At 67.4% G+C, this 25,188-nt stretch carries 19 protein-coding genes and 2 pseudogenes; 6 read left to right on the top strand and 15 right to left on the bottom strand.

Features of this window, described 5'->3' with window-relative positions; all coding sequences use genetic code 11:
- Positions 1-164 precede the first annotated feature (164 nt).
- Entirely contained in the window at positions 165-950 is a 786-nt protein-coding gene (locus OVY01_RS14020; protein ID WP_267848221.1) for an OmpW/AlkL family protein, read from the top strand.
- A 28-nt stretch (positions 951-978) separates the two neighbouring features.
- Here OVY01_RS14020 and OVY01_RS14015 read toward each other — a convergent pair whose 3' ends face one another.
- From OVY01_RS14015 to OVY01_RS13985, 7 genes are all read right to left on the bottom strand, one after another.
- Positions 979-2,223 (bottom strand): deoxyguanosinetriphosphate triphosphohydrolase, encoded by a 1,245-nt coding sequence (locus OVY01_RS14015; RefSeq protein ID WP_267848280.1) that lies wholly within the window; start codon positions 2,221-2,223, stop codon positions 979-981.
- Between the two features lie 137 nt (positions 2,224-2,360).
- The gene (gene aroB / locus OVY01_RS14010) at positions 2,361-3,560 is read right to left on the bottom strand and encodes a 3-dehydroquinate synthase (RefSeq protein ID WP_267848220.1); all 1,200 of its coding nucleotides are present in this window, start codon (positions 3,558-3,560) and stop codon (positions 2,361-2,363) included.
- Positions 3,561-3,648: 88 nt separating this feature from the next.
- Positions 3,649-4,278, bottom strand: coding sequence for a shikimate kinase (locus OVY01_RS14005; RefSeq protein ID WP_267848279.1), 630 nt, complete (start codon positions 4,276-4,278; stop codon positions 3,649-3,651).
- Between the two features lie 54 nt (positions 4,279-4,332).
- On the bottom strand, positions 4,333-6,084 hold the full coding sequence (locus OVY01_RS14000; protein WP_267848219.1) for a type IV pilus secretin PilQ: 1,752 nt from the start codon (positions 6,082-6,084) through the stop codon (positions 4,333-4,335).
- 5 nt (positions 6,085-6,089) lie between these two features.
- On the bottom strand, positions 6,090-7,310 hold the full coding sequence (locus OVY01_RS13995; RefSeq protein ID WP_267848218.1) for a hypothetical protein: 1,221 nt from the start codon (positions 7,308-7,310) through the stop codon (positions 6,090-6,092).
- Positions 7,307-7,960, bottom strand: a complete 654-nt coding sequence (locus tag OVY01_RS13990) for a PilN domain-containing protein (protein WP_267848217.1) — start codon at positions 7,958-7,960, stop codon at positions 7,307-7,309. Before OVY01_RS13990 ends, OVY01_RS13995 begins: the two co-directional genes overlap by 4 nt.
- A complete protein-coding gene (locus tag OVY01_RS13985; protein ID WP_267848216.1) occupies positions 7,957-9,294 on the bottom strand; it encodes a type IV pilus biogenesis protein PilM in 1,338 nt (445 codons plus the stop codon). Before OVY01_RS13985 ends, OVY01_RS13990 begins: the two co-directional genes overlap by 4 nt.
- A 294-nt stretch (positions 9,295-9,588) precedes the next feature.
- Here OVY01_RS13985 and OVY01_RS13980 point away from each other — a divergent pair.
- Positions 9,589-11,982: pseudogene (locus OVY01_RS13980) on the top strand (penicillin-binding protein 1A); the annotation flags it as partial.
- A gap of 193 nt (positions 11,983-12,175) precedes the next feature.
- On the opposite strand, the gene cyaY reads toward OVY01_RS13980, so the two are convergent.
- Positions 12,176-12,496 carry an iron donor protein CyaY gene (gene cyaY, locus OVY01_RS13975; RefSeq protein WP_267848214.1) on the bottom strand — a complete coding sequence of 107 codons (321 nt, stop codon included), beginning with the start codon at positions 12,494-12,496 and terminating at the stop codon, positions 12,176-12,178.
- A gap of 34 nt (positions 12,497-12,530) precedes the next feature.
- Here cyaY and lptM point away from each other — a divergent pair, with 34 nt between their 5' ends.
- Together lptM and lysA are read left to right on the top strand one after the other, a co-directional pair.
- A complete protein-coding gene (gene lptM / locus OVY01_RS13970) occupies positions 12,531-12,767 on the top strand; it encodes an LPS translocon maturation chaperone LptM (RefSeq protein WP_432422246.1) in 237 nt (78 codons plus the stop codon).
- Complete coding sequence (gene lysA / locus OVY01_RS13965) at positions 12,764-14,026, top strand: diaminopimelate decarboxylase (protein WP_267848213.1); 1,263 nt, start codon at positions 12,764-12,766, stop codon at positions 14,024-14,026. Before lptM ends, lysA begins: the two co-directional genes overlap by 4 nt.
- A 24-nt stretch (positions 14,027-14,050) precedes the next feature.
- Here lysA and msrQ read toward each other — a convergent pair whose 3' ends face one another.
- From msrQ to OVY01_RS13945, 4 genes and pseudogenes are all read right to left on the bottom strand, one after another.
- Positions 14,051-14,722 carry a protein-methionine-sulfoxide reductase heme-binding subunit MsrQ gene (gene msrQ / locus OVY01_RS13960; RefSeq protein WP_267848212.1) on the bottom strand — a complete coding sequence of 224 codons (672 nt, stop codon included), beginning with the start codon at positions 14,720-14,722 and terminating at the stop codon, positions 14,051-14,053.
- Between the two features lie 20 nt (positions 14,723-14,742).
- Positions 14,743-15,729, bottom strand: a complete 987-nt coding sequence (msrP, locus tag OVY01_RS13955) for a protein-methionine-sulfoxide reductase catalytic subunit MsrP (protein ID WP_267848211.1) — start codon at positions 15,727-15,729, stop codon at positions 14,743-14,745.
- 117 nt (positions 15,730-15,846) lie between these two features.
- Positions 15,847-16,959 (bottom strand): annotated as a pseudogene (gene ccsB, locus OVY01_RS13950) (c-type cytochrome biogenesis protein CcsB); the annotation flags it as partial.
- A 49-nt stretch (positions 16,960-17,008) separates the two neighbouring features.
- Positions 17,009-19,246: a cytochrome c biogenesis protein ResB gene (locus tag OVY01_RS13945; RefSeq protein WP_267848209.1), complete on the bottom strand. Its 2,238-nt coding sequence runs from the start codon at positions 19,244-19,246 to the stop codon at positions 17,009-17,011.
- 412 nt (positions 19,247-19,658) lie between these two features.
- Here OVY01_RS13945 and yihA point away from each other — a divergent pair, with 412 nt between their 5' ends.
- Together yihA and hemB are read left to right on the top strand one after the other, a co-directional pair.
- Entirely contained in the window at positions 19,659-20,366 is a 708-nt protein-coding gene (gene yihA / locus OVY01_RS13940) for a ribosome biogenesis GTP-binding protein YihA/YsxC (protein WP_267848208.1), read from the top strand.
- 185 nt (positions 20,367-20,551) lie between these two features.
- Positions 20,552-21,550 (top strand): porphobilinogen synthase, encoded by a 999-nt coding sequence (gene hemB, locus OVY01_RS13935; protein ID WP_267848207.1) that lies wholly within the window; start codon positions 20,552-20,554, stop codon positions 21,548-21,550.
- A gap of 77 nt (positions 21,551-21,627) precedes the next feature.
- On the opposite strand, the gene dsbD is transcribed toward hemB, so the two are convergent.
- From dsbD to rplQ, 3 genes are all read right to left on the bottom strand, one after another.
- Positions 21,628-23,625: a protein-disulfide reductase DsbD gene (dsbD, locus tag OVY01_RS13930; RefSeq protein WP_267848206.1), complete on the bottom strand. Its 1,998-nt coding sequence runs from the start codon at positions 23,623-23,625 to the stop codon at positions 21,628-21,630.
- Positions 23,615-24,424: a hypothetical protein gene (locus OVY01_RS13925; RefSeq protein WP_267848205.1), complete on the bottom strand. Its 810-nt coding sequence runs from the start codon at positions 24,422-24,424 to the stop codon at positions 23,615-23,617. Before OVY01_RS13925 ends, dsbD begins: the two co-directional genes overlap by 11 nt.
- A 222-nt stretch (positions 24,425-24,646) precedes the next feature.
- On the bottom strand, positions 24,647-25,045 hold the full coding sequence (gene rplQ, locus OVY01_RS13920; protein ID WP_267848204.1) for a 50S ribosomal protein L17: 399 nt from the start codon (positions 25,043-25,045) through the stop codon (positions 24,647-24,649).
- Positions 25,046-25,188 lie beyond the last annotated feature (143 nt).

Genomic DNA, 25,188 nt, shown 5'->3' with positions numbered 1-25,188 from the left:
GCGAGCGTCCCCGGCAAAGGGTGGACAAGCGGCGATTGTATGCGCTCGGCGCGTCACGGACCACCTACAGAAAATTCCTAGACGCCGTCTTCTATCTTACAAATGGTCCGGGCCGCCACCGCGTCGGATAATCGTTCCCGATTTGCCACGCAAAGGAGCGCCTCATGCATCAAGCAGTCCGAAACGAATCATCGCGTGCTGCCGAGCCGCCGCCGCGCATTCCCTTCGTCCTGCAGGGTGCCGTTGCCGGCGTGCTGTTCTGCGCGGCCGGCGCCGCGCACGCGCAGGCCGCCGGCAGCGTCGTGCTCTCGACCGGCTGGATGCATGTCGCGCCGCAGGTCAGCACCGACCCGATGCACTCCACGATCGGACTCGGCGGCGGGTCGTTCCCGCGCACCGACAAGAAGATCAGTTCGCAGGTCGGTGCGGCGAACACGCTTGGCCTGACCGTCACCTATTTCGTGACCGATCACATCGCCGCCGAGCTGGCCGCGGGCGTGCCGCCCCGTTTCAGGATCAACGGGGCAGGCTCGATCGAATCCTATGGGCAACTCGGTTCGGCGCGAATGTGGAGCCCGGCGGTGCTGTTGAAGTACTATTTCAGGCCCGCCACCGCAGCGTTCCGGCCCTATGTCGGCCTGGGTGCGTCCTACGTGTGGTTCACCGACGGCAAAATCACCAACGACGCCTTCCGCAGGCAGCGGCTCGGCGGCGATACCGAGGTTTCGGTCAGCAAGGGCCTGTCGCCGGTGTTCAACGTGGGGATGTCGTACGCGTTCGCGTCGAACTGGTATGCGGGCGTGTCGGTCTCCTACCTGCCGATGCGCCGCACCCTGACGCTGACGACGCCCAGGGCCGCGACGCCGTTCGGTACCGCGTCGGTGAAAAGCGAGGTCCGGACCCAGCTCAACCCGATCGTCGCCTACCTCAGCATCGGTTACCGCTTCTAGCGGGTATCCGACACGCCCCGTTGCCCGCTCAGTTGTCTTCGTCGCCGACGATGAACAGGCGGCGGTATTCCTTCTGCGCGTAACGGTCGGTCATGCCGGCGATATAGTGCGCGATCAGACGCGGCTGCCGGGCGGCGTCCGGCGACTGGTACGGTGGCGGCAACAGACGCGGATCGTCGATGAAGGCGTCGAACAGCCCGGTGATCACCCTTTGCGCCTTGCTCGCCATCCGCATCACCCGATAATGACGGTACAGGTTGGCAAACAGGAACTGCTTCAGTTCCTTGGCCTGGCGGGCGATTTCCGGACTGCTGCCCACCAGCGGCCCCGCCGCGCGGACCGCGTCGACCGAATCGACGTCCGCCGCCTTGAGCCGCGCCGCAGTCTCGACGGTGAGATCGACGATCAGCGTGTTGATCATCGAACGGATGGTTTCATGGATCAGGCGTCGGCCCGGCAGGTCGCCGTACTGTTCGCGGGCGCGCGTGAAATGCGTGCGCCAGACCTCGACCTCGTCGAGCTGATCCAGCGACAACAGGCCGGACCGCAGGCCGTCGTCGATATCGTGATTGTTGTACGCGATCTCGTCGGCCAGATTCGCCAGTTGCGCTTCCAGCGACGGTTGACCGCCTTCGAGGAAGCGCCGCCCCAGTTCACCCAACTGGCGCGCGTTCTCCCGGGAGCAATGCTTGAGAATACCCTCGCGGGTTTCGAAACACAGATTGAGCCCGTCGAAACGCGCGTAGCGCTCCTCCAGTTCGTCGACCACGGCGAGACTTTGCAGATTGTGCTCGAAACCGCCGTGCCCTTTCATGCAGGCGTTCAGCGCATCCTGCCCGGCATGCCCGAAAGGCGTATGACCGAGGTCGTGCGCGAGCGAAATCGCCTCGACGAGATCCTCGTTGAGACGGAGGCTGCGCGCGATCGACCGGGCGATCTGGGCAACTTCGAGGCTGTGCGTCAGACGCGTGCGAAACAGGTCGCCCTCATGATTGACGAAGACCTGCGTCTTGTACTCCAGACGGCGGAACGCGGAAGAATGGACGATCCGATCGCGGTCGCGTTGAAACTGACTGCGTGCCGTGGGCACCGCTTCGGACTCGCGGCGGCCACGCGACAGGGCCGAGCGGCACGCATAGGGCGCCAGCCCCGCTTCGAAGGCGTCCACGAACGACGCGGCGGACGCGGCGGTATGCGGCGCCAGGGTGGCGTGCGATGCCGTCTCGGCATGGCGCGCTGCGGTGGCACCGGGAGTCTCACCGGCACGAGACATCGCATTGGCGCGCGACATTTCGTCGGCGCGCGGTGCGGCCACGCCGTCGGACGCCTTGGCAACCGTGCTCGTACCCCAGGGGGCGCCCGGCGCGTCGCCCGGCAGATCTTCCCAGGGAGGCGTCCGGGAAGCGCCCGTCATGACGCCCCCGCGCGATTTCCCACCGCGGCAGCGGTTCCGGATGCGACTTCCGACGCGGCTCCCGACACCCCGGTCGTCGGCCCCGCGGTCTCGGTCGCGTCGACCCGCAGGGCGGCCGGCGCCACGGTTGCGGCCAGCGTCGCCTGCAGATCGGCCAGCGGCACGCTGCTGACGGCTGCCTCGCCAAGGCGCTTCAACAGCACGAACTTGATCTCGCCGCTCTCGGCCTTCTTGTCGCCTTTCATCAGATCGATATAGCGGCTCTCGCCCAGCGCGGGGCCGAGCGTCGGCAAATGTGCCGCCGCGACGACGCGCGCCAGACGTTCCCGTGTGGCGGCATCGATGAAACCGAGCCGCGCGGACAGGTCCGCGGCCATGACCATGCCGCAGCCAACCGCCTCGCCGTGCAGCCAGGCGCCGTAGCCCAGCCCCGCTTCGATCGCATGCCCGAAGGTATGCCCGAAATTCAGGATCGCGCGCAGCCCTCCCTCCCGCTCGTCCGCCGCGACGACGCGCGCCTTGACTTCGCAGGAACGGCGCACCGCCTCGCCCAGCAGCGTCTCGTCGCAGGCGGACAAGGCCGCCATGTGGGCTTCCACCCAGTCGAAGAAGCCGCTGTCCGCCACCGCCGCGGTCTTGATGACCTCCGCGATGCCGGCGGCCAGTTCGCGCGGCGGCAAGGTCTGCAGCACCGCGGTGTCCGCGATCACGGCCTGCGGCTGATAGAACGCGCCGATCATGTTCTTGCCGCGCGGATGGTTGATGCCCGTCTTGCCGCCCACCGACGAGTCCACCTGGGCCAGCAGCGTTGTCGGAACCTGCACGAAGGGCACGCCGCGCATGAAGGTCGCCGCCGCGAAACCCGTCATGTCGCCGACCACGCCCCCGCCCAGTGCCACGAGCGTGGTCTTGCGGTCGGCGCGCACTTCGAGCAGGCGATCGAAGATCAGGTTGAGCGTTTCCCAGTGCTTGTGCGCCTCGCCGTCCGGCAAGACGATCGTCTCGATGCGGATGCCGAGCGGCTTGAGCGCATGTCGCAGACGGTCCCCATAGAGCGGTTCAACCGTGGTGTTCGTCACGATCGCGATCAGGGAGCCGCCAATGTGGGGGCGCAGGATATCGGTGCGGTCGATGAGGCCGGACCCGATGTGGATCGGGTAGGCGCGCTCGCCGAGTTCAACGTTGACGGTAATCATGGCGATATTATGACGCAGAGCGCCGTCGAGCGCGGCGCGAACCCGGCGCCACGCCGGCATCCGGGACGATTTTCAGCCGATCAGCCGATCAGCCGGTACGCCCGGGGACCGGGGGCGCGGGATCCGGGCCGGCTTCCGCCTCCAGCCCCTTCATCTCCCCGTCGTCATCCTCTTCGTCGAAAATCCCGTCCGCGGCCAGATCGAGTTGCATCATCACGGTATTGGCGAGGCTGTTGATCGACGGCCGGCCGGTCTCGATGACGAAGTGCGCGCTGGCACGGTAGATCGGGTCACGCAGCGCGTACAGCGCCTCGAGCTTGCCGCGCGGGTCCTCGGTCTGCAGCAGCGGCCGGTTCTTGTCGCGCCGCGTGCGCAGCCAGAGGTCGTGAGGATGCGCGCACAGGTACACCACCGTCCCGCGCGCCATCAGTTTCTCGCGGTTCTCCGGGCGCAGCACCGCGCCGCCGCCGGTGGCGAGCACGATGCCGTCGCGGCGCGTGAGGTCGTCGATGACTTCGGCTTCGCGCGCGCGAAACCCTTCTTCGCCTTCGTGCTCGAAAATGATGGGCACGCGTACCCCCGTCCTCGCCTCGATTTCATGATCCGAGTCGAAGAAGGCCCGACCCAGCCGCCGGGCGAGCGCGCGACCGATGGTCGTCTTGCCCGCGCCCATGAGCCCGATCAGAAATACATTCCCGGTACGCTTTTGCTGTCCCATCCGTTTCATTTTCACGAAAATCCGCGGTGGCCGCGCCGCGTCGTCTGGCGCAGCTTACGGGGAAAATGACTGCTTTGTCGAGTGCTTCGCCGCAGCGGTGTTTTCTACTACGGTCGGCGTGATGAAAACGATCAATTCGTTGCGCCGCGACACCGTCGTGGTACGACGAAACAGCGCCCCGACCAGCGGCAACCGCTGCAGGCCCGGCACGCCGACGACATCGCGCCGCTCGGCGCGCGCGTAGATGCCGCCGATCGCGACCGTTCCGCCATTATCGACCTCGACCTGGGTTTTGACATGCTTGGTGTCGATGGCCGCGCCGGCGGCCGTCTCGGCGCCGATGCTGTCCTTCGACACCTGTACATCGAGCGACACCCGGTAATCCGGCGTGATGTGCGGCGTCACCTCCAGCCGCAGCGACGCGCGGCGGAACTGCAGACCCGACACGCCGTTGCGAACCTTCGCCTGGTAAGGCAGTTCGGTGCCCTGCTCGATGATCGCCGTGCTGCGATCCGTGGTCACGACACGCGGGCTCGACAGGATCGTGCCGCGGCCATCCGCTTCCAGCGCACTCAACTCCAGCGTCAGCAGACGATTGACTCCCGGCCGAAACAGCGTCAAGCCGATCTGCGCAGGCGCCATGCCGCCGAGCGCGGCCGCCGGCAGATCGTAGAACGTGCCGCCCGGGGCAGCGATCCGCGTACCCGGCGCGTCGCCCGTCAGCCCGAGCCGCACCCCCAGGTTGCGGGATACCCCGTCGTCCGCCTCGACGATCCGCGCCTCGATCATCACCTGCCGGGCGGGCAGGTCGAACGCGGCGATCATCCGCGCGATCTGCTCGAGCCGGCCGGAAATATCGGTCACGAACAGCCGGTTGCTGCGCACGTCCGCGCTCGCCGCCCCGCGTTTGGACAGCAGTTGCTGTCCCGTGCCGCTCAACAGGCGATGAATGTCCTCGGCGCGCTGGTAATGCAGATCGAATACGCGGCTCGCCAGCGGCTCCGCCGCCGCTTGCCGCGCCTGCGCGTCATGCCGGTCGCGGCTGCGCCTGGCGATTTCCGCGGCGGGCGCGACCCATATCACCGGACCGCGTTCGCGCATCGCCAACCCGTGCGCGTCGAGCAGAACCGCGAACGCCTGACGCCAGGGCACGTCCCGCAGCCGCAGCGTCGCCTCGCCGCCGATCGCCGGGCTGGCGACGATGTTCAGACCGGTGAAGCGGGCGAACGCCTGCAATACATCCCGCAACGCCGCGCGCTCGAAGTCGAGCGAAATCGGCGCGCCGCGGTCCGCCGCGCCGGCCGTGGAGGAAACATCGGGGGAAGACCCAACGTCGGAGAAAGAGGCCAGGTCAGAAGAAGACGCCACGTCGAGTGAAGACGCCGCGCCGGGAGCGGACGCCTCCACGGGGACGGCGCGGTCCACAGCGGCATTGGACGGCGTTGCGGGATCCGCGGCGGTTTCGGCGTCCGCGGCGGTTTCGGCGTCCGCGGCGGTTTCGGCGTCCGGCGCGCGCATGGCGGTCGCCTCGCGCGCGATCGGCGGCAATGCATCGAAAGCGGTGCGCAATGCGCTGTCGCGATCCGCCATGCCCTCATCCACCACCACCGCCTCCGGTACGACGTCGCGCGCGCGCCGCGGCTCGGCCGCGACGATGTTCGGGCGTGACACATCGGCGCGGGCCATGGATGTACCGGCCGACAACAAGGCCACCGCGAGCCCGGCTGCGAGCCAGCGGCGGGACGCGCGCCGAAACGCGCCACGCCGCTCCCGGTACGGCTCGCGTCGCGCCGGTACGACCGCCATGGCGTTCATTCCCGAAGCCGCAACGTGCGCGGCGTCCCGTCGGCCAGCGGCGCGAGCGTCGTCGAATCGCGGCCAATTGCCTGAACGCGCGCATCGCCCACCATGCCGCCGATCTCGACGAAATGCGTCGTTTGCTCCAGGGCCAGCAACGCCGCCCGACGGCGTCCCGCGACGAGCGTTCCCAGCAGGCGCGCGGCGCCGGTAGCGTCGGGCAGACGCCGACGCGCGAACGGATTCGCCCGTGTCCCCTCCCCCGGCGGACGCGACGCGGCGGGCCGCAGCGCGAATTCGCCGTCGTCGAGCGCCTGAAAGCGCAGCGTCAGCGACACCCTGCCGCCCGTGGCACGCAATGTCGCGGCATCGATCAACAGCGCCGGCCGGGTACGCGCCAGCCGGTCGAGCAGATCGCGCACCTGCGGGTAATTGCCCTCGACCCGCAAGCGCGCGGCGCGCCCGCGCCAGGGCGCCACAGCCGCCGTCCCGGTGGCCGAGGGTACCGTGCCCCACGCGTCGGGTCCGCCCGCATCCGCATCCGCATCCGCATCCGCATCCGCATCCGCATCCGCATCCGCATCCGCACCGCCGCCACCCGGCACATCGCCACCCGACATATCGATGCCCGACAGATCGGCAGCCGACCCGGCGACGCCCGACGCATCGACGCCCGACGCATCGATGCCCGACAGATCGCTACCGCCCGACGCATCGCCGCCGGCCCCGTCGGCACCGGATAGCTCGGTGCGCATCGCTGCCCCCTCCCACATCGGCCGCGCGCCGGACGCCGCGACAGGCTCGAAGGCCAGCAGGCTGACCCGGCTCGCGAGCACCGACTGCTCGATCCAGCCAAGCAACGCGGCGGACGGATCGCTTGCGGCGCCGGCACTGCGGGCGACGGCAGGCGCCGTGACACCGTGCGCGCCCGGCGCCTCGGCGACCAGCACCGGCACGGGCCGTCCCGGCCGCGCCAGCTTGCCGGCGCGCGCACGCAGGGCGGGCAGCGCCGCGATGCGACGCTCGGCCTCGGCGATCCGCGCCAGGATGCGCGTCTCGCCTGCCGCCTCGCCGCGCGTCGCCTCCCGCCCCGCATGGGCGTGATACGCGTGCACGGATCCCGCCACGACCGTCGCGACGACACTCCAGCCGCCAAGCCGCCAGGCCAGCGGCCAGGCGTGAAACGGCAGCGCCAGCAACATGCCCAGCTGGAGCGGCACGGGTTCGGCGATCATCGCGCACCCGTTTCGTGTACCGCGGCGAGCCGCACCGTGACCCGAAACAGCTGCAGACCCGGCGTGGCGGTCGCGCCGGGAGGTGCCGCCGCGTCCAGCAGCCGCAGTTCATCGAGCGCGACCGCATCGATGCCGGTGTGCGCCGCCAGCCGGCGGCTCCAGCGCGCGATGGCGTCGGCATCGTCCGCCAGGCCGGCCAGCCGGACGCGCGCGCGGCCGCGTGCATCGGTGGCAAAATCCACCGTGGTCAGCGCGACGCCGTCCTGCGCGGCATCTCCCAGGGCTTCGAGAAGCGCGACGACCCGACGCCGCCTCGGTTCAAGCGCGGCTTGCCGCGCCTGCCCGGCCTCCTGCGCGGCAATCCACGTTTCGAGCCGGCGCACGTCGCCCTCGCCCGGCGCCAGCGCGGCAAGCCGCTGTTCGAGCTGCTGGCGGCGCGCTTCGTCAAGCTGCTGCTGGCGCAGTGCCAGCCGTTGCAGCAGCGCCGCGCCCGCCAGCCCCAGCAGAAGCGCCAGGACGAAACCCGCTCGTCCGCGACGGCGCCATGCCCGCACACGCCTGGCACGCCAGGGCGTCAGGTCGAAGCCCGCGGTCGGCTGCGGCATGCCGTGCGGCGCAGCGGGCAGGGTGCGCGCCAGCGGCCAGATCACGGCAGCAGCTCGCGAAACGCCAGCCCGAACGCCACCGACGCCGCCGGCCCGAGCTGTTGCGACGTGGCGGCCGGACCCCGGCAGCATGTCGAGGCGTCGAACTCGATCACCGGGCAGCACAACGCGCTGCCCAGTGCCCGCAGCCCGCCCACGGGCGCCAGCACGTCGCACTCGCCCGCCACCAGCGTCAGCGCCAGTTCACCCGCCTGTTCCCGCAATGCCGCGACCAGCGCGGCGGGATCGCGGGGATCCGGCAACACCCATTCCTCGAGCGTCGCGCCACTCGCGGTGAAAGCCCACGCGCGCCAGGCCCGCTCGCCGAGCCACAGCGCGGCAAAACGCTGCTCGGCCGCCTGCGGGAGCGCGCCGCCACCATCCGCATAGGCGCGGCGCGCCTCGGCCACCAGCCGCTGCGCCTCAGGCAGCGTGGCCGACGTCGCCGGCGCCCAGCGCGCATGCGCCCCGCGCTGCGCGCGCTGCGGCGGCTGCGACCGCGCCGGCGCCGGGGAAAAACACGCGCCGCCGATCACCGGGGACGACGACACGACGTCGACGTCGTCGCAGCGCGTATGCAGGCACTGCGCGACGACGAAACGGCAGGCGTCGAGCGCGGCGATCGACGCATCGCACAAGGCGCCCAGATGCAAACCCGCGGCATCGGCGACGCCCTGCCGGATATCGAGATAGTGCCGCTGCGTCGCCGCGACGACGACCCGCTCGGGGTCACCGGACACGACGGGATACCAGTCGACGATCAGTTCACCCGGATCGATGCCGCTGATCTTCTGCGCGTGCAGGGACACCCAGGGCTCCAGTGCGTCGAACGCCGCCTCGTCCAGCCGCCCCGGCAAACGCATGCTGAAACCGGGGATCAATTCGTCCAGCGCGACGGTGCCCTGCGCGACCACGGAGGGGCACAAAGCCAGCGCAATGCGTACCGCGCCGCCGGATGCGGCGCGTTCAGGGGGCAGCGCCGGCATCACATTCGGCATCACATTCGGCATCACCTCCGGCATCGCATCCAACGCCCCGCAGGCCGCCAATGGCGCCGCACGTTGCGCGAGACGTGCTGCCTGCTGCGAGAAGCATTCGTTCAGGGCACGCGACAGCGCCTCGGGGTCGACGATGTCGGCACCCACGACGATGCCGGGCGGAAGCGGATGACGCACCGCATCGTCGACCTGGATGCACCTGCCGTCCTCGCGTACCGGACGAGCGCTCGCGGCCGACCGGCTCAGACGAATCAGGCGGATTTCGCGCGACGTGATTTCGACGCCATGTGCCGTGTGTCGGACGATATCCGCTGCGCGGGCCATCCGTTTCCAATATCGCATCTGTAGTGCCTCCATCGTGGCGCGCCGTCCCCATGCCGGCGATCGAGGACATTGTCGGAAATGACCGCCCGGCGAGACAGCTGTCCGAATGGCGAGAACGCCCCGTGCGCCAACCGCGTACCGGCAAGGCGACCGCCACCAGCAGCCGGCCCGCGACGTCCATCCGGGATCCACGCCGTGCGCACGGACGCCGCAAGCACCGACGCCGCAAGCACGGACGCCCACAACGCACCATTTTTGTGGGGGGATACTGGCGGGCAGCTATAATCCGGCGACCTTCCTTACGGTTCCCCTATGCCACACGCCACGTCGCCTCAGCAGACCCCGCCGCCGCCGCCGCCCCGGCGTCGCTCATGGCTGGCCGCCACGCTGCTCTGGATGGCCGGACTGATCGTCGCGCTCGGCGTGCTGGTGGCGTTGTTGCTGGGATACGCGCTGCTGGTAGCGGGACCGCAGCTGCCCTCGCTCGACGCCGTCACGGATTACCGCCCGAAGGTGCCGATGCGGATCTATACCGCCGACCATGTGCTGATCGGCGAGTTCGGCGAGGAACGCCGCAAGGTGGTGCGTTTCGACGACATCCCGGACATGATGAAAAAAGCGGTGCTGGCCGTCGAGGACGACCGTTTCTACCAGCACGGCGGCATCGACTTCGTCGGCATCGTCCGTGCCGGCGTGGCGAACGTGATCCGTGGCGGCAGCGCGCAGGGCGCGAGCACGATCACGATGCAGGTGGCGCGCAATTTCTTTCTGTCGAGCGAAAAGACCTATACCCGGAAGATCTACGAGATGCTGCTCTCGTACAAGATCGAGAACGCGCTGACCAAGGATCAGATCCTCGAGCTGTACATGAACCAGATCTATCTGGGACAGCGCGCGTACGGTTTCGCGAGCGCGGCGGAGGTCTATTTCGGCAAGGGACTGAAGGACATCACGCTCGCGCAGGCCGCGATGCTGGCGGGCCTGCCGAAGGCGCCTTCGGCGAACAACCCGATCACCAATCCCAAGCGCGCACAGATCCGCCAGCGCTATATCCTGAAGCGGATGCTCGACCTCGGCTACATTCAGCGCGACCAGTACGAGCAGGCGCTCGCCGAAAACGTGCATGTGCACGCGACGCGCGTCGAGTTCTCGGTCCACGCGGAATACATCGCCGAGATCGTCCGGCAGATGATGTTCGCCCAGTACCATGAAGAGGCCTACACCCGCGGCCTGAACATCGTGACGACGATCGATTCGGGCGACCAGGAGGCGGCCTACGAGGCGGTGCGCTCGGGCATCATGGACTACGACAAAAGGCATGGCTATCGCGGTCCGGAGGCCTTCGTCACGCTTCCCGAGAACGAGGACGAGCGCAACGAGACGATCGAGGCGACGCTGCTGAAGCATCCGGACAACGGCGAGATCGTGGCGGCGGTGGTGCTGGCCGCGGACCGCAACGCGGTGCGCGCCATGCTCCCGAGCGGCGAGACGATCGACATCACCGGCAACGGCCTGCGCTTCGCGGCGGGCGCGCTGCCGGCCGGCGCGAAGGACAAGGAGCGGGCCCGCATCCGCCGGGGATCGGTGATCCGCCTCGTGCGCCAGGACGAGACATCCGGCAAGGAAGGCAAGGCGGCGCCCGCCTGGCAGATCACGCAGCTGCCGCAGGTCGAGGGTGCGCTGGTGTCGCTCACGCCGCAGGACGGCGCAATGCGCGCGCTGGTCGGCGGCTTCGATTTCAACAAGAACAAGTTCAATCACGTCACGCAGGCCTGGCGCCAGCCGGGGTCGAGCTTCAAGCCCTTCATCTATTCGGCCTCGCTCGAACAGGGCCTCGGGCCGGCGACGCTGATCGACGATGCGCCGCTCTTCTTCCCGGCGCCGGCGGGCGGCAAGGCCTGGGCGCCCAAGAACTACGGCGGCAGTTTCGATGGCCCGATGACGATGCGCACCGCGCTGATGAAGTCGAAGAACCTCGTCACCGTGCGGATCATGCAGCATATCGGGCCGAAGTACGCGCAGGACTATGTCACGCGTTTCGGCTTCGACGCGGACAAACAGCCCGCGTATCTGCCGATGGCGCTGGGCGCGGGCCTGGTGACGCCGCTGCAGATGGCGAGCGGCTATTCGGTATTCGCCAACGGCGGCTACCGCGTCAACCCCTATCTCATCGCCGAAATCACCGACATCAACGGCGCGGTGGTCTCGCGCGCGCAGCCGCTGGTGGCCGACGCGAACGCGCCACGCGTCATCACCGCGCCGAACGACTACATCATGTACAGCCTGCTGCACGACGTGGCGACGCGCGGCACCGGCGCCCGCACGAACGTGCTCAAGCGCGGCGACCTGGCCGGCAAGACCGGCACCACCAATGATTCGCGCGACGCCTGGTTTGCCGGCTATCAGCGCTCGCTGGTCGCGGTGGCATGGATCGGCTACGATCAGCCGCGCTCGCTGGGCGACAAGGAAACCGGCGGCGGCATCGCGCTGCCGGTCTGGACGGACTACATGCGCCATGCGTTGAAAGGCGTGCCGGAATACAAACCGTCGGTGCCCGAAGGCGTCGCAACGCTGGGCGGCGAGCTATACCTGGCGGACAAGACACCCGGCGCGGGCTTCGTGGCGACGGTGGGCATCAGCCAGCCCAACGCGGAAGGCACGCCGGCGATCGACGACAGCGAGCGTCAGCAGGTGCTCGACATGTTCAGTACAGGCGGCAGCAGCGGCGGCAGCGGCGATGGTGCCGCCACGGGCGGCGACGGCACCACCGGCGCCGGCGCGGGGCTCTGAGGCGCGGGGCTCTGAGGCGCGGGGCTCTGAGGCGCGGGGCTCTGAGGCGCGGGGCTCTGAGGCGCGGGGCTCTGAGGCGCGGGGCTCTGAGGCGCGGGTGGCGGGCGCCTCAACCCGCCGCCAGCACCACCGGTTCACCGGCATGCTCGCTCGCGGCGCGCGACAGCTCCGCGAACAGTTCGCTGGCGTCGCGCGTGTCGCGCCAGTACCGGCCGTCGTGGCGATAGTGGAAACCGCCGCTTTTCGAGGCCATCCAGACCTCGTGCATCGGCAACTGCAGGTTGACGATGATCTTCGCCCCGCTCTCGAACTCCAGCGTCAATACATTGCCGCTGCGCTCGCATTCGATGTCGGCGTCGGTGGTGTCGATGCCGCGCTCGATGGCGTCGAGCGTGGCTTCCGCGAGGGCCAGGTATTCCGTATCGGTCATGCTAAACTCCGCTGTTTGAAATCGGGCTTCCGCCATGCGAATCGTCTTGGACAACATTCTGCGTATCGGCCTGCGCCGCAGCGCGATTCTAGCGGCTTTCGCGCTGGCTGCCTGCGGTCAACGCGGTCCGCTGTATCTGCCCAAGGTGCCGCCTTTGCCGCCCCCGCCCGTCACCGCGACATCCGGCGCGTCCGGCGCGTCCGACAACACAGCCGATACCGCCGCGCCCGCATCGTCCCCGCGTGCCGCGCCAGCGAGTACCGCGCAATGACCGATACCGATTTCGAATACCGCGACGGCGCGCTGCACATCGAGCAACTGAGCGCGAGCGCGCTCGCCGAGCGCTTCGGCACGCCGCTCTACGTCTACTCGCGCGCGGCGCTGACGCGCGCGTACGAGGCGTATGCGCAGGCCTGCGCGGGCCGTCATGCGACCGTACACTACGCGATCAAGGCCAACAGCAATCTGGCGATCCTGAACGTGTTCGCGCGTCTGGGCGCCGGCTTCGACATCGTCTCCCGTGGCGAACTCGCGCGGGTGCTCGCCGCCGGCGGCCGCGCCGACCAGGTCGTGTTCTCCGGCGTGGGCAAGACGGCGGATGAGATGCGCTTCGCGCTCGAGACCGGCGTCAAATGCTTCAACGTCGAATCGATTCCCGAACTCGCCCGCCTGCAGGACGTCGCCGCCGCCGCGGGCAAGCGCGCGCCGGTATCGCTGCGCGTCAATCCGGACGTCGACGCGAAGACCCATCCCTATATCTCCACCGGGCTGAAGGGCAACAAGTTCGGCATCGCCTTTCACGAGGCGCGCGCCGCCTACCGCAGCGCGGCGGCGATGCCGAACCTGGACGTGGTCGGCATCGATTGCCATATCGGCTCGCAGATCACCGAGGTCATGCCCTACCTGGACGCGCTCGACAAACTCATCGAACTCGTCACGGCGATCGAAGGGGACGGCGCGCGCATCGCGCATATCGACGTCGGTGGCGGCCTCGGCATCCGCTATGATGACGAGACGCCGCCCGAGATCGGCATGTTCGTCACGAAGCTGCTCGATCATCTGGCCGAACGCGGCCAGGGTCACCGCGAGGTCGTCTTCGAACCGGGCCGCTCGCTGGTGGGCAATGCCGGCGTCCTGCTCACGCGCATCGAGTATCTGAAGCCGGGCGAGACGAAGAATTTCGCGATCGTCGACGCGGCGATGAACGACCTCGCGCGCCCGGCGATGTACCAGGCCTACCATGCGATCGACGCCGTGGTGCGGCGCGACGTCGCGCCCAGCGTCTACGATGTGGTGGGGCCGGTCTGCGAAAGCGGCGACTGGCTCGGGCGCGACCGCACGCTCGCCGTGGCCGCCGGCGACCTGCTGGCGGTGGGCTCGGCGGGCGCCTATGGTTTCGCGATGAGTTCCAACTACAATACGCGGACCCGCGCGGCCGAGGTCCTGGTCGATGGCGACCACGTGCACCTGGCCCGCCAACGCGAGACGGTCGAGGCGCTGTTCGCCAACGAGCGCATCCTGGAGCGATAGTCGTTCGGGGCGCGCGCGGCTGCGCTACCGCGGCCGCGTCGCCACGCGACGTTTCTCCGCCGTGGTCTTCAGCGTCCATACCACCCGGAACGCCAGCAGCACCGCGACCACCGCGACATAGATCTTCGGTTCGAAAAGATCGTTCTTTCCCGCCTTCATCCACCAGAAGTGCAGCAAGGCGAGGCCCGCGGCCAGATAGATGAGCCGGTGCAGCGTCTGCCAGTGGCGTCCGAGCCGGCGCACTGCCGCCTTCGGCGACGTCAGGGCAAGCAGCAGCAGCAGCACGAACGCGCCAAAGCCCACCATGATGAACGGCCGCCGCCATACATCGTGCAGCATCGCGCCGAAATTCCAGCCCTGGTCGAACCACAGATAGATGACGAAGTGCAACAGCGCGTAGAAAAAAGCGAAGAGCCCGATCATCCGGCGCAGGCGGATCAGCCAGTTCGCCCCTGTCAGACGGCGCAGCGGCGTCACCGCCAGCGTGACGCACAGGATCACCAGTGCCCAGGTGCCCGTCGAAAACGTGACGAACTGGACGGGATTGGCGCTCAGCCGGTCCGTGAAGCCGAAGAACACCAGGCGCGCCAGCGGATACAGACCCGCCAGGAACACCAGCGGCTTGATGATGCGCAGGCGCGTGTCGAGCGCGCTCGGCGCACGCTTGCTCGCCTGGGGCCTGATCTGCTGTGCCATGCGGTACGCCCCTGTATTCGCTAGTAGTTCTTCCGCAGATCCATGCCCGTGTAGAGCGACGCGACCTGCGCGCCATAGCCGTTGTACATCAGGGTCGGGCGCTTCGGCGTAAACAGACCGCCCTCGCCGATCCGGCGCTCGGTGGCCTGGCTCCAGCGGGGATGATCGACCTGCGGATTGACGTTCGAGTAGAAGCCGTATTCGCTGGGCGCATAGCGGTTCCACGACGTGGGCGGCTGCGCATCGACGAAACGGATCCGCACGATCGATTTCGCGCTCTTGAAACCATACTTCCAGGGCACCACGACGCGCACGGGCGCGCCATCCTGCTTGGGCAGCACTTCGCCGTACAGGCCCATCGTCAGCAGCGTCAGCGGGTTCATCGCCTCGTCCATGCGCAGGCCCTCCGTATAAGGCCACTGGATGATCGGCGAACTCAGACCGGGCATCTGCTTAGGGTCGTCGAGCGTCAGGAACTGCACGTATTTCGCGTTGCCGGTCGGTCCCACGCGCTTGATCAGATCGGCCAGCGGATAGCCGATCCACGGAATCACCATCGACCAGCCCTCGACGCAGCGCATCCGATACACCCGCTCCTCGAGCGGCGCGAGCTTGAGCAGCGCATCGATGTCGTAGACGCCCGGATGCGCAACCGCCCCTTCGACCGTGACCTGCCAGGGGCGGGTCTGCAGCGTGTGGGCATTGCGCGCCGGGTCGCTTTTGTCGGTGCCGAACTCGTAGAAATTGTTGTAGGTCGTGACGTCCTTGTACGGCGTCAGGGCGTCGCTCAGCCTGTATGCCGGATTCGACTGCGCCGCGAGCTTTTGCGCACCGGTGTTACCGGGCGCGGCGGTCTCGGCGAACGCCCCTGCCGGCAGCAGCGCGCCGGCACCCAGCGCACCGGCCATCTGCATCAGGCGCCGCCGGTCGCGAAACACCGCCTCGGGGGTGATGTCGCCATGGGGAATCGTGTCCCCGAGAAGATCCTTCGAACGCTGGCTCGCCATACACTGCTCCTTCACCGGAAAGCGCAGGCGCACCCCACTTGGCGCCGCCCGCTTCTTTCTCCAGCTTACCTCAGCCGGAAAGCGCGTGCCCACGCACGGGAACGCGCGTGGGTGAACTTACAACGTCCCGTAACTGTGCAGGCCCGAGAGGAACATGTTGACGCCGAGGAAGGCGAACGTCGTGACCAGCAACCCGGTGAGCGCCCACCATGCCGCCACCGATCCGCGCAGCCCTTTCATCAGGCGCATGTGCAGCCATGCAGCGTAGTTCAGCCAGACGATCAGCGCCCAGGTTTCCTTCGGGTCCCAGCTCCAGTACCCGCCCCAGGCTTGCGCGGCCCACAGCGCGCCGAGGATGGTGGCGATCGTGAAAAAGGTGAAGCCGATCGCGATGGATTTGTACATCAGGTCGTCGAGCACCTCGAACGACGGCAGACGGTCCGCCAGGAAGCCGCGCTCCTTGGCGAGCCAGGCCACCGAAACCATCGCCGAAAGCGCGAACGAGCCATAGCCGATGAAATTCGCCGGCACGTGGATTTTCATCCACCAGCTTTGCAGCGCCGGCACCAGCGGCTGGATCTGTTGCGCGTCGCGGGCGACCGAATACCACATCAGGAAACCCACCGCCGCCGAGATCACCAACAGCACGAAGGCACCCAGCGCACGTGTACGGTACAGGCTCTCGTAGTACAGGTAGAACACCGAGGTGATCATGCAGAACAGCACGAAAACCTCGTACAGGTTCGAGATCGGGATGTGCCCGACGTCGCTGCCGATCAGATAGGACTCGTACCAGCGCACCATCATGCCGGTGAAGCCCATCAGCACCGCGGTCCAGCACAGGCGCGAGGCGATCGCATACGACGACGACGAACGAAACAACAGCCCCAGCCAGTAAAACAGCGTCGACAGCACCAGCAGCGCGCTCATCCACAGGATCGCCGACTGGCTCGACAGGAAATACTTGAGCAGGAAGGCGTGGTCCGCGCGCGCGAGGTCATGGTGGTAGAGCTGGATGGCGAGCAGCGCCAGCACGGCAATGCCGACCATCAGCGCGCGCACCGGCTTCCAGAACCAGCCGAGCAAGGCGAACACGGGCACGGCCCCGAGCATGACCGCCTTGTCGTAGTAGTTCATGTACGCGCCATAGCGCGACAGCGAGAACGCCGCGCCCGCCACCAGCAGCAGGCCGAACACCAGATCCAGCGGAGAGAGCCGCTTCAGGAAGGCGTCGCGGGCGTAGGGAACCGGATCGGATGGGGAATGGGAAGCCATGACGTTATCCTGGGGTGTCGCGATATGCGGTATCGCGAGAAGACGCGCCGTCGTCCGGCCCGTGCGCCGCGCTCGGCTGCGCGGTTTGCCGGACGGCGTCGCGCATCCGCGTAAACTCTTTCTCGAACTCGAGCGTCTTGCGTGCGGCGGACATGGCCATCAGGACGTGGGTGCCGGTTCCCGCCGGGCGGATCCAGAACCAGACCCGGCGCTCCCGCACATAGAACATCGCGAAGATGCCGAGGACCAGCAGGAAGCTGCCAAGATACACGATATTTTCGCCCGGCGCGCGCGTCAACTGGAACACCGAGGCCTGGATCTGCTTGAAGTTGTCGAGCTGTAGGAAGACCGGCGCACCGTAGTAGAAACTGTCCGACAAGGCATTGATGCCTGTCTGAACGAAGCGGCTGTTTTCGGCGTTGGCAGGCAGCGGCGCATCGCCCGCGCGTACCCGCGCGATCTGCCACAGATCCCAGATACTCCCCTCCAGCATGCGCAGCAGCAGTCCGGCGGCCTTCTCGCGATCGGCCGCGGGTACCGATTGCCCGATGAAATCCGCGATCGCGGGGAAGCCGCCATTCGCCGTGCCCTTGCCCGCCGCGTTGCCGGGCTGATCGCCCGCGAAGAGGTCCAGCACCCGCAGCGCGCTTTGTTCGAGATTGCCGCTCAGCGCGGCATTGCCGGCGAGCGAACGCTGCGCGAAGGCCTTCGCCGCCGCCGCGCGCAACGCCGGGTCCTGGAGCGCCGCGCGCACCCGCATCCATTGCCGTACCGACCCCTCGTTGTCCGCGGGAATGCGCAGATAGCGGAACGGATCGTCCGGCTGGCTGCGCACGCCGGCCAGGAACATCTGCTCACCGTCGATCAGCGTGGGCACCATGTAGTTGTTGTATTCACGCGCCTGACCCGACTGGTCGCGGATCTTGTATTGCAGCGAAGGCCCGATATTGTGCAGGTTCTGCGGCCGCGAAGTCTTCGCGCCCGAGCCGAGGCGTTCGTCGAACGACTCCTTCAGGCTTGATTTCGCCACGCCGCGTGCATCCTGCTGGCCGCTGCCATTCGTCATGTTCTCGACGTTGATCGCGCGGAAGTTCGCGAATTCGATGGTGTCGCCATCCGGCAACTTCGCGGTGCCGCCGATCTTGCCCTTGAACGGCGTGGCCGCCGAGGTCGCGCCGCTCATCGGGTAGGCGCTTACGTCCAGTTGCGTGCCGCCGTCCTCGAAACTGGACTGGTAGATCGAGACGCCGTCGTACGTGAAGGGCTTGTTCACCTCGACGCGCGCCGCCGTGCGCTTGCCGGTCTCGCGGTCGATCACGACGATATCGCTGGCGAACAGCTTGGGCATGCCCGTCGAGTAGTAGTCGACGATGAATTTGTTGAGCTGGATCGAAAACGGCAGGTTCTGCAACAGCGTGCCATCCTTCTCGTTGAGAATCGCGGTCGACACGTACTGCCCTTCCGGAACCCATGCATAGCCGCGAAAGCTCGGATTGCTGGAAGACAGCCGGTGCTCGTCGCCGATGCTCGCCAGCGGCGCGTTGCCGACCACGGGCGACTTGCCGAGCAGCCAGACCTGCGCGCGGATCACCAGCCCGCTGTCCAGCAGGCCGCCGAGGCAGATCACGACGATGGCGAGATGCGCGAAGATATAGCCGATGCGGCTGAATTCGCCGCGCTTGGCCACGATCAGCGTCGCGCCGTCATGCGCGCGGACCGCGCTGACCGTATTACCCGCCGTACCCGTGCTGCTGTCCTGCAAATCCGCGCCGGCGCGGGTGCGCGAGCGGTAGCCGGCACGCGCGAGCAAGCCGACCAGCGCCTTGACCGCGTCGTCCTGGCCCATCGCGCTCGCATATTCGTCGCGATGACCGAAGGAACGCAGGCTGCTCTCGCGCACCTTGTCCTTCCAGCTGCGCGCATCGGCGATCATCTTCGGCCCATTGCGCGTGACGCACAGCGACACCGAGATGATCAGGAACGTGAGTATCAGCATGAACCACCACGCGCTGTACACGTTGTACATGTCCAGCGAGCGGAAGATGTCCGCCCAGAACGGGCCGAACTGATTGACGTAATTCGGGTAGGGGTCGCTTTGCTTGATGACCGTGCCGATGATGCTGGCGATCGCGAGAATCACGAGCAGCGAGATCGCGAAGCGCATCGAGGCGAAGAGGTCGAGGAGACTGCGGCGAATCTGCTCGAAGCGGGAATGCGCGACGCGTGCTGGGGTGGAACTCATTCAAACTCCGCGAGGCAAACAAGCGGCCGTGCCGTGGACGGATCCCGTCGTCGGACCCAATGGACGAATCTCGCATGGGGACCCGCGTACGGAACCTGCATGCGGACCCTCTGCGGGCGAACCCATCCGGCAGCGGTCGGGGTGGCGATGGATTTCGCGGGCAGCCCCTTGAAGCGGGCATATTGTACAATAAAGTCCCTTTTGCCCTTGCCAGTGCCGTCAAGGGCGTGCCGCGCGCGTCGCCACCGATGGCGCGACCTTCTCCGGCCCGCGCATGCGCTCCGCCGGACAGGGCCTTCCCGGCCCGGGGTGATCCGCTCTGCCGCGGCAATATGCCGCAGGCCCCATGTTCATTTTCGACCCTTCCAGGCCTTCGGCCCGGTTGACATATTCAACAGGCGCTAGCCCACACATGTCCTTTCTGCTCCACCAGGCGCGTTTCTTCACGACCGTCAATCATCTGCGCGACCTGCCGCCCACGCCGCAGCCCGAGGTCGCCTTCGCGGGACGGTCGAACGCGGGCAAATCGAGCGCGATCAATGTGCTGTGCAATCAACGCCGCCTGGCGTTCGCGAGCAAGACCCCGGGGCGCACGCAGCACATCAATTATTTCGAGGTCGGCCCCCAGGACGAGCGCGCCGGCTTCGTGGTCGACCTGCCGGGCTACGGCTACGCGCAGGTCCCGGGTGCGGCCAAAGCGCACTGGGAGGCGCTGCTGAGCAGTTACATGAAACTGCGTCCCCAGCTCAACGGCCTGATCCTCGTGATGGATGCGCGCCGCCCCTGCACCGATCTCGACGTCACGATGCTCGACTGGTTTGCTCCCACCGGCAAGCCGATCCACATGCTGTTGACCAAGGCCGACAAGCTGAACCGTCAGGAGAGCACGCTGGCGCTGCGCAAGACGCGCACGCTGATCGACCGCTACAACGCGGCCACGGGCGAGGAGCAGTTGAGCGTGCAGCTGTTCTCGATGCTCAAGCGCGTCGGCCTAGAAGAAGCGCACGCCAAGATCGAAAGCTGGATCGTTCCCGGCGACACCGTGACGCCGCCCCCGAACGATGCGGCCGGCGCGGCGCAGGCGCCGGATGTCGGCGCAGCCGGCGCTCCCGCGGCCTGAGACGCGAGCACCGGCAGCGGGCACGGCACGAGGCTCTCCGTTATGATGGGCGCTTGTTCCGACTGAATGCGGGTCGCCGATTGCCGTGCGCAGCGCGGCAGTTCACACGGCAACGCCCGTGGCGGCGACTTCATGAATGCCTCTCGCACGCGAGAGGCGACTGCCCTTCCCTGCCGACTTCGCTCATGTCCACTTATCCGAATTTCCGCCCGCGCCGCATGCGCCGCGACGACTTCTCGCGCCGTCTGATGCGCGAGAACGTGCTGACGACCAATGACCTGATCTATCCGGTCTTCATCATGGAAGGCCAGAACCAGCGTCAGGCGGTGGCGTCGATGCCCGGCGTCGAGCGCGTCTCGGTCGATCTCCTGATGCAGGTCGCGGAAGAATGCCTGCGCCTCAAGGTACCGGTCATCTCGCTGTTCCCGGTCATCGAACCGTCGCTGAAAACGCCGGACGGCATCGCCGCGACCCGCGCCGACGGGCTGATCCCGCGCGCGGTGCGCGAGTTGAAGAAGCATTTTCCCGAACTGGGCGTACTGACCGACGTCGCCCTCGACCCCTACACGAGCCATGGTCTCGACGGCGTGCTCGACGCCAGCGGCTACGTACTGAACGACCCGACGATCGACATCCTGATCGAACAGGCGCGCACGCACGCCGAAGCGGGTGTCGACATCGTCGCGCCGTCCGACATGATGGATGGCCGGATCGCCGCGATTCGCGAAATGCTGGAGGAAGGCGGCCATGAATACACCCGCATCATGGCCTACGCCGCGAAATTCGCCTCGGCCTTCTACGGCCCCTTCCGCGATGCGGTCGGTTCGGCGAGCAATCTGGGCAAGAGCGACAAGATGACGTTCCAGATGGATCCGTCGAACAGCGACGAAGCCATGCGGGAAGTGGCGCTCGATATCGGCGAGGGCGCGGACATGGTGATGGTCAAGCCCGGCATGCCGTATCTGGACATCGTGCGCCGGGTAAAGGACGAATTCCGCTTTCCGACCTATGTCTATCAGGTCAGCGGCGAATACGCGATGCTGAAGGCCGCCGCGCAAAACGGCTGGCTCGATCACGACCGGGTCGTGCTGGAATCCCTGCTGGCGTTCAAACGCGCCGGCGCGGACGGCATCCTCACCTACTTCGCGCTGGACGCCGCGCGGCTGCTGCGCGCGAACGCCTGAGCGGCACGCGCCCGACACCGGAGCGGGGTCGGGTATCGGGTATCGGACGCCAGGTATTTGGCGCCAGATGTCCGATGTCAGGCGCCGGGCTCGACGGCCGGCTTCGTGGCGCCGGCGGCCTCCAGCGCATGCGTCAGCGTCGCCGCAAAACGTTCGGCCGGTTGATAGCCGACCATCCGCAGCTGTGCGATCTCCCTGCCTTGCGCATCGAAGAAAATCACCGCCGGCGGCCCGAACAGACCGAAACGCTGCATCAGCGCCTTGTCGTCCGCGCGATTATGGGTCACGTCGGCCTCCAGCCGCGCAAAGCGCGAGAGCAGTGCCTGCACTTTCGGAACCGGAAAGACGAAGCGCTCCATCTCGACGCAACTCGTGCACCAGTCGGCATGAAAGAAGAGCATCGATGGCCGTCCCGCACTCGCCGTCGCTGCGTCGAGTTCCGCCAGCGTGCGCACCGGGGCGAACGGGGTGTTCGCGTCGGCCGGTTGCGCGCCCGCCGCGCCGCCGGATTCGTTTCCGCCGATAGCGTTCGAGAACACCGCCAGCGGTCGCAACGGATCCCGGCCGCCGGCCGCCGCGCCCAGCACCAACGCCAGTGCGAACGCCAGAACCACCATCCCCAGCGCCCGTCCCAGCGGACGCCACGCTGCCACACGCGGTCCGCTCGCACCGGCAAGGGGCGCGAACGTACCCAGTTCGAACGCCAGCAGCGCCGCGACCAGCGCCCAAGCCAGCAAGCCGAGGCCTGCCGGCAGGATCGGCGTGACGATCCAGACCGCGGCGCCGAACAGCACGACGCCGAACGCCCGCTTCACGCTCTCCATCCAGGCGCCCGCGCGCGGCAGCAGCGTGCCCGCCCCCACGCCGACGATCAACAGTGGCACGCCGATGCCGAGCGCCATCACGAATAGCGACACCGCGCCGATCACCACGTCGCCGGTCTGGGCGATGAAGGCCAGCACGCCGAACAGCGGCGCGGTCATGCAGGCGCCAACGATCAGGGCCGACACCGCGCCCATCAGGAAAACGGCCAGCAGCTTGCCGCCCGACAACCGTTGCGCGACCCCGGATACGCGGTTCTGCCAGGCCGCCGGCACCTGCACCTCGTAACAGCCCATTTGCGACAGCGCGAACGCGATCAACAGTACCCCGAAGCCGCCCAGCACCCAGGGGTTCTGCAGCATCGCGCCGAGGCTCTGCCCCGCGAGCGCCGCCGCGACGCCGAACACGGTATAGACGATCGCCATGCCGAGTACATAGGCCAGGGACAGCGCGAAGCCACGCCGCCGCGTCAGGGTGGTGCCCTCGCCGAGGATGATCGACGACAGGATCGGGATCATCGGCAGCGAACAGGGCAGCAGACTGAGGGCCAGGCCAAGCACGAAGAAAATGCCCAGGATCGCAGGCAGGCTGCGTCCGCTCAACACCGAGGTGGCGTAGTCCTGGCTGTAAAAGCGGTCGAGCCCGGAGGAGGTGTCGGGCGATGGCGGGATCGACGCCGGGGCCGACAGGGCAGTCGACGAGGGGGCCGAAGACGGTGCCGACGCAGCGGCAGATGCACCGCGGGCCGGCGCGGCGGCGCGCAGCGCGTCACCGGCGACATGCACCCGATGCGTGATCGGCGGATAGCAGACGCCCTTGTCCGAGCAGCCCTGCGAGGTCACCGTCAGATCGAAAGGACCGTCGGCGTGATCCACCGGCAGGGTGATCGTGACCGCATGCCGATAGGTCTCGACCTCCTTGCCGAAGGTTTCGTCGAATTTGACTTCGCCCGTGGGCATGCGCGGCGTTCCCAGCCGAACGTCGTTGCCCGTCGCGGCGAACGCGAAGCGCTCGCGATACATGTAATAGCCCGCCGCGACCTGGTAGCGCAGGGTCACGGCGCCCGGCACCTCGTCGGATTGAAAGGCGAATGCGACGGCCGGGTCGAGAAAACCCTCGTCTGCGTGGGCGGGTGCCGCCAGCACGCAGGGCAACAGCAGCAGCGCCATCAACCAGGTGATGCAGCGATGCCAGACGGCACGGGCGACGCCGCGACGGCGGCGACATGCGAGAAGCGAAAGATCAACGTTCATTCAAACCCGGCGCCACGACGCCGCCCATGCAGATGGAATAACTTGCGGCCAAACGCCGCTCCGGCCGGCACAACAGATCGGCGGTGGACTGAAAACGCATGGTACCGGACGATGTGCGCGTCAACTTGCCGGTGACGCTAAGATCGAACACCTGCGCGATTTCCGACGCGCGCTGCAAAGAGACGCGTCCTTCCGTGCCATGGTGGACATAGCAGAACAGATTTGCCGTCGCTGTCGTCTGATCGAAGGCGGCGGGATGATCGATGCCCCGTTCATAATATGCGCCGGTCAGTCGTTTCTGCTCGTCGGGTCGCAGTCTCCGAGCGAAAGGATCGATCCAGAAAGCCTCCCCCGACGTGGCCCCGTTGAGGCGCAGCACCGCATGATCGAGCTGGTCGGCATGCCCCTTTTCGCCAACGAACGTCAGGATCTCGATGGGGTGTGGGTAGCCGAGTTCCGCGATGGCGCGTGCCGCGACGAATGCCATTTCACCGCAATTGCCGACGTCGTGGGCGAGCGCGGCGCGCGTCAGATTGAAAAAATCCGTTTGCGTATAGGCGTTCGCCGGGATACCCAGCACGCCGGCATCCTGCAGCATCGCGATCTGCCTTTTCAGAAGCCCGTCATCCAGCGCGCCGCGCAGCTTGGCGAGGGTGGGGCTATGCCGGATACGGCCTTCCATGTTGGCCAGGCCATAGTACCCGGCTTCGCGCGGGCCGACATGGGCAAGCGGACCGGCGGGCGCGGTATCGTGAACGTGCGACATGGCGGTGGCGGGCGTGGCGTCATGGACTTTCATGAATATGAATGCAGAGGCAGGCGGACGGAGGACGACCTCCGCAATATAGTCAGCCCGCCGCGCGTCGTCTGCCGGACCCGTCTTATTTCACACCCATGCGCCGGATCCATAAAAAAAGCCAGGCTTTGCCTGGCTTTCCGCATCGGCCGGACGATGACCGCACGCGCTGTCACTGTCCGGCGGTCGCGACGGCGATGCAATGCATCGCCGCGCGTTGACGTTTTACTCGTCGCCGCTCGTGTCGTCGACCGCTTCCGTGGTCTCCGGACGGTCCATCAGTTCGACGAAGGCCATCGGCGCATTGTCGCCGTGACGGAAGCCGAACTTCAGGATGCGCAGATAGCCGCCCGGACGGTTTGCGTAACGCGGGCCCAGCACTTCGAACAGCTTGGTGACCGAGTCCCGGTCGCGCAGGCGGTTGAAGGCCAGACGGCGATTCGCCAGGGTCGGGGTCTTGCCGAGCGTGATCAGCGGCTCGACGACGCGACGCAATTCCTTCGCCTTCGGCAGCGTGGTCTTGATCGCTTCGTGATGAATGATCGAGTTCGACATGTTGCGGAGCATGGCCAGACGGTGGCTGCTCGTGCGGTTCAGCTTACGCAAACCAGAACGATGACGCATGATGTTTTCCTTTGCTTCAGTCTTTTGCCGGCTCTTCTATCGCCCAGGGGCGCGGTCCGGTGAAATAGGGAATCGAATGGTGTGCCAGGGGCACGCGGCCCGCGTCTCACCTCGGTGACTTACATAAGACGGCGGGCCGGGAG

Origin of the sequence: Robbsia betulipollinis, assembly GCF_026624755.1 — a bacterium.
Classification (GTDB): domain Bacteria; phylum Pseudomonadota; class Gammaproteobacteria; order Burkholderiales; family Burkholderiaceae; genus Robbsia; species Robbsia betulipollinis.
Note: the sequence above shows the minus strand (reverse complement) of the source record. Positions and strands in the feature narration are given on the sequence as shown.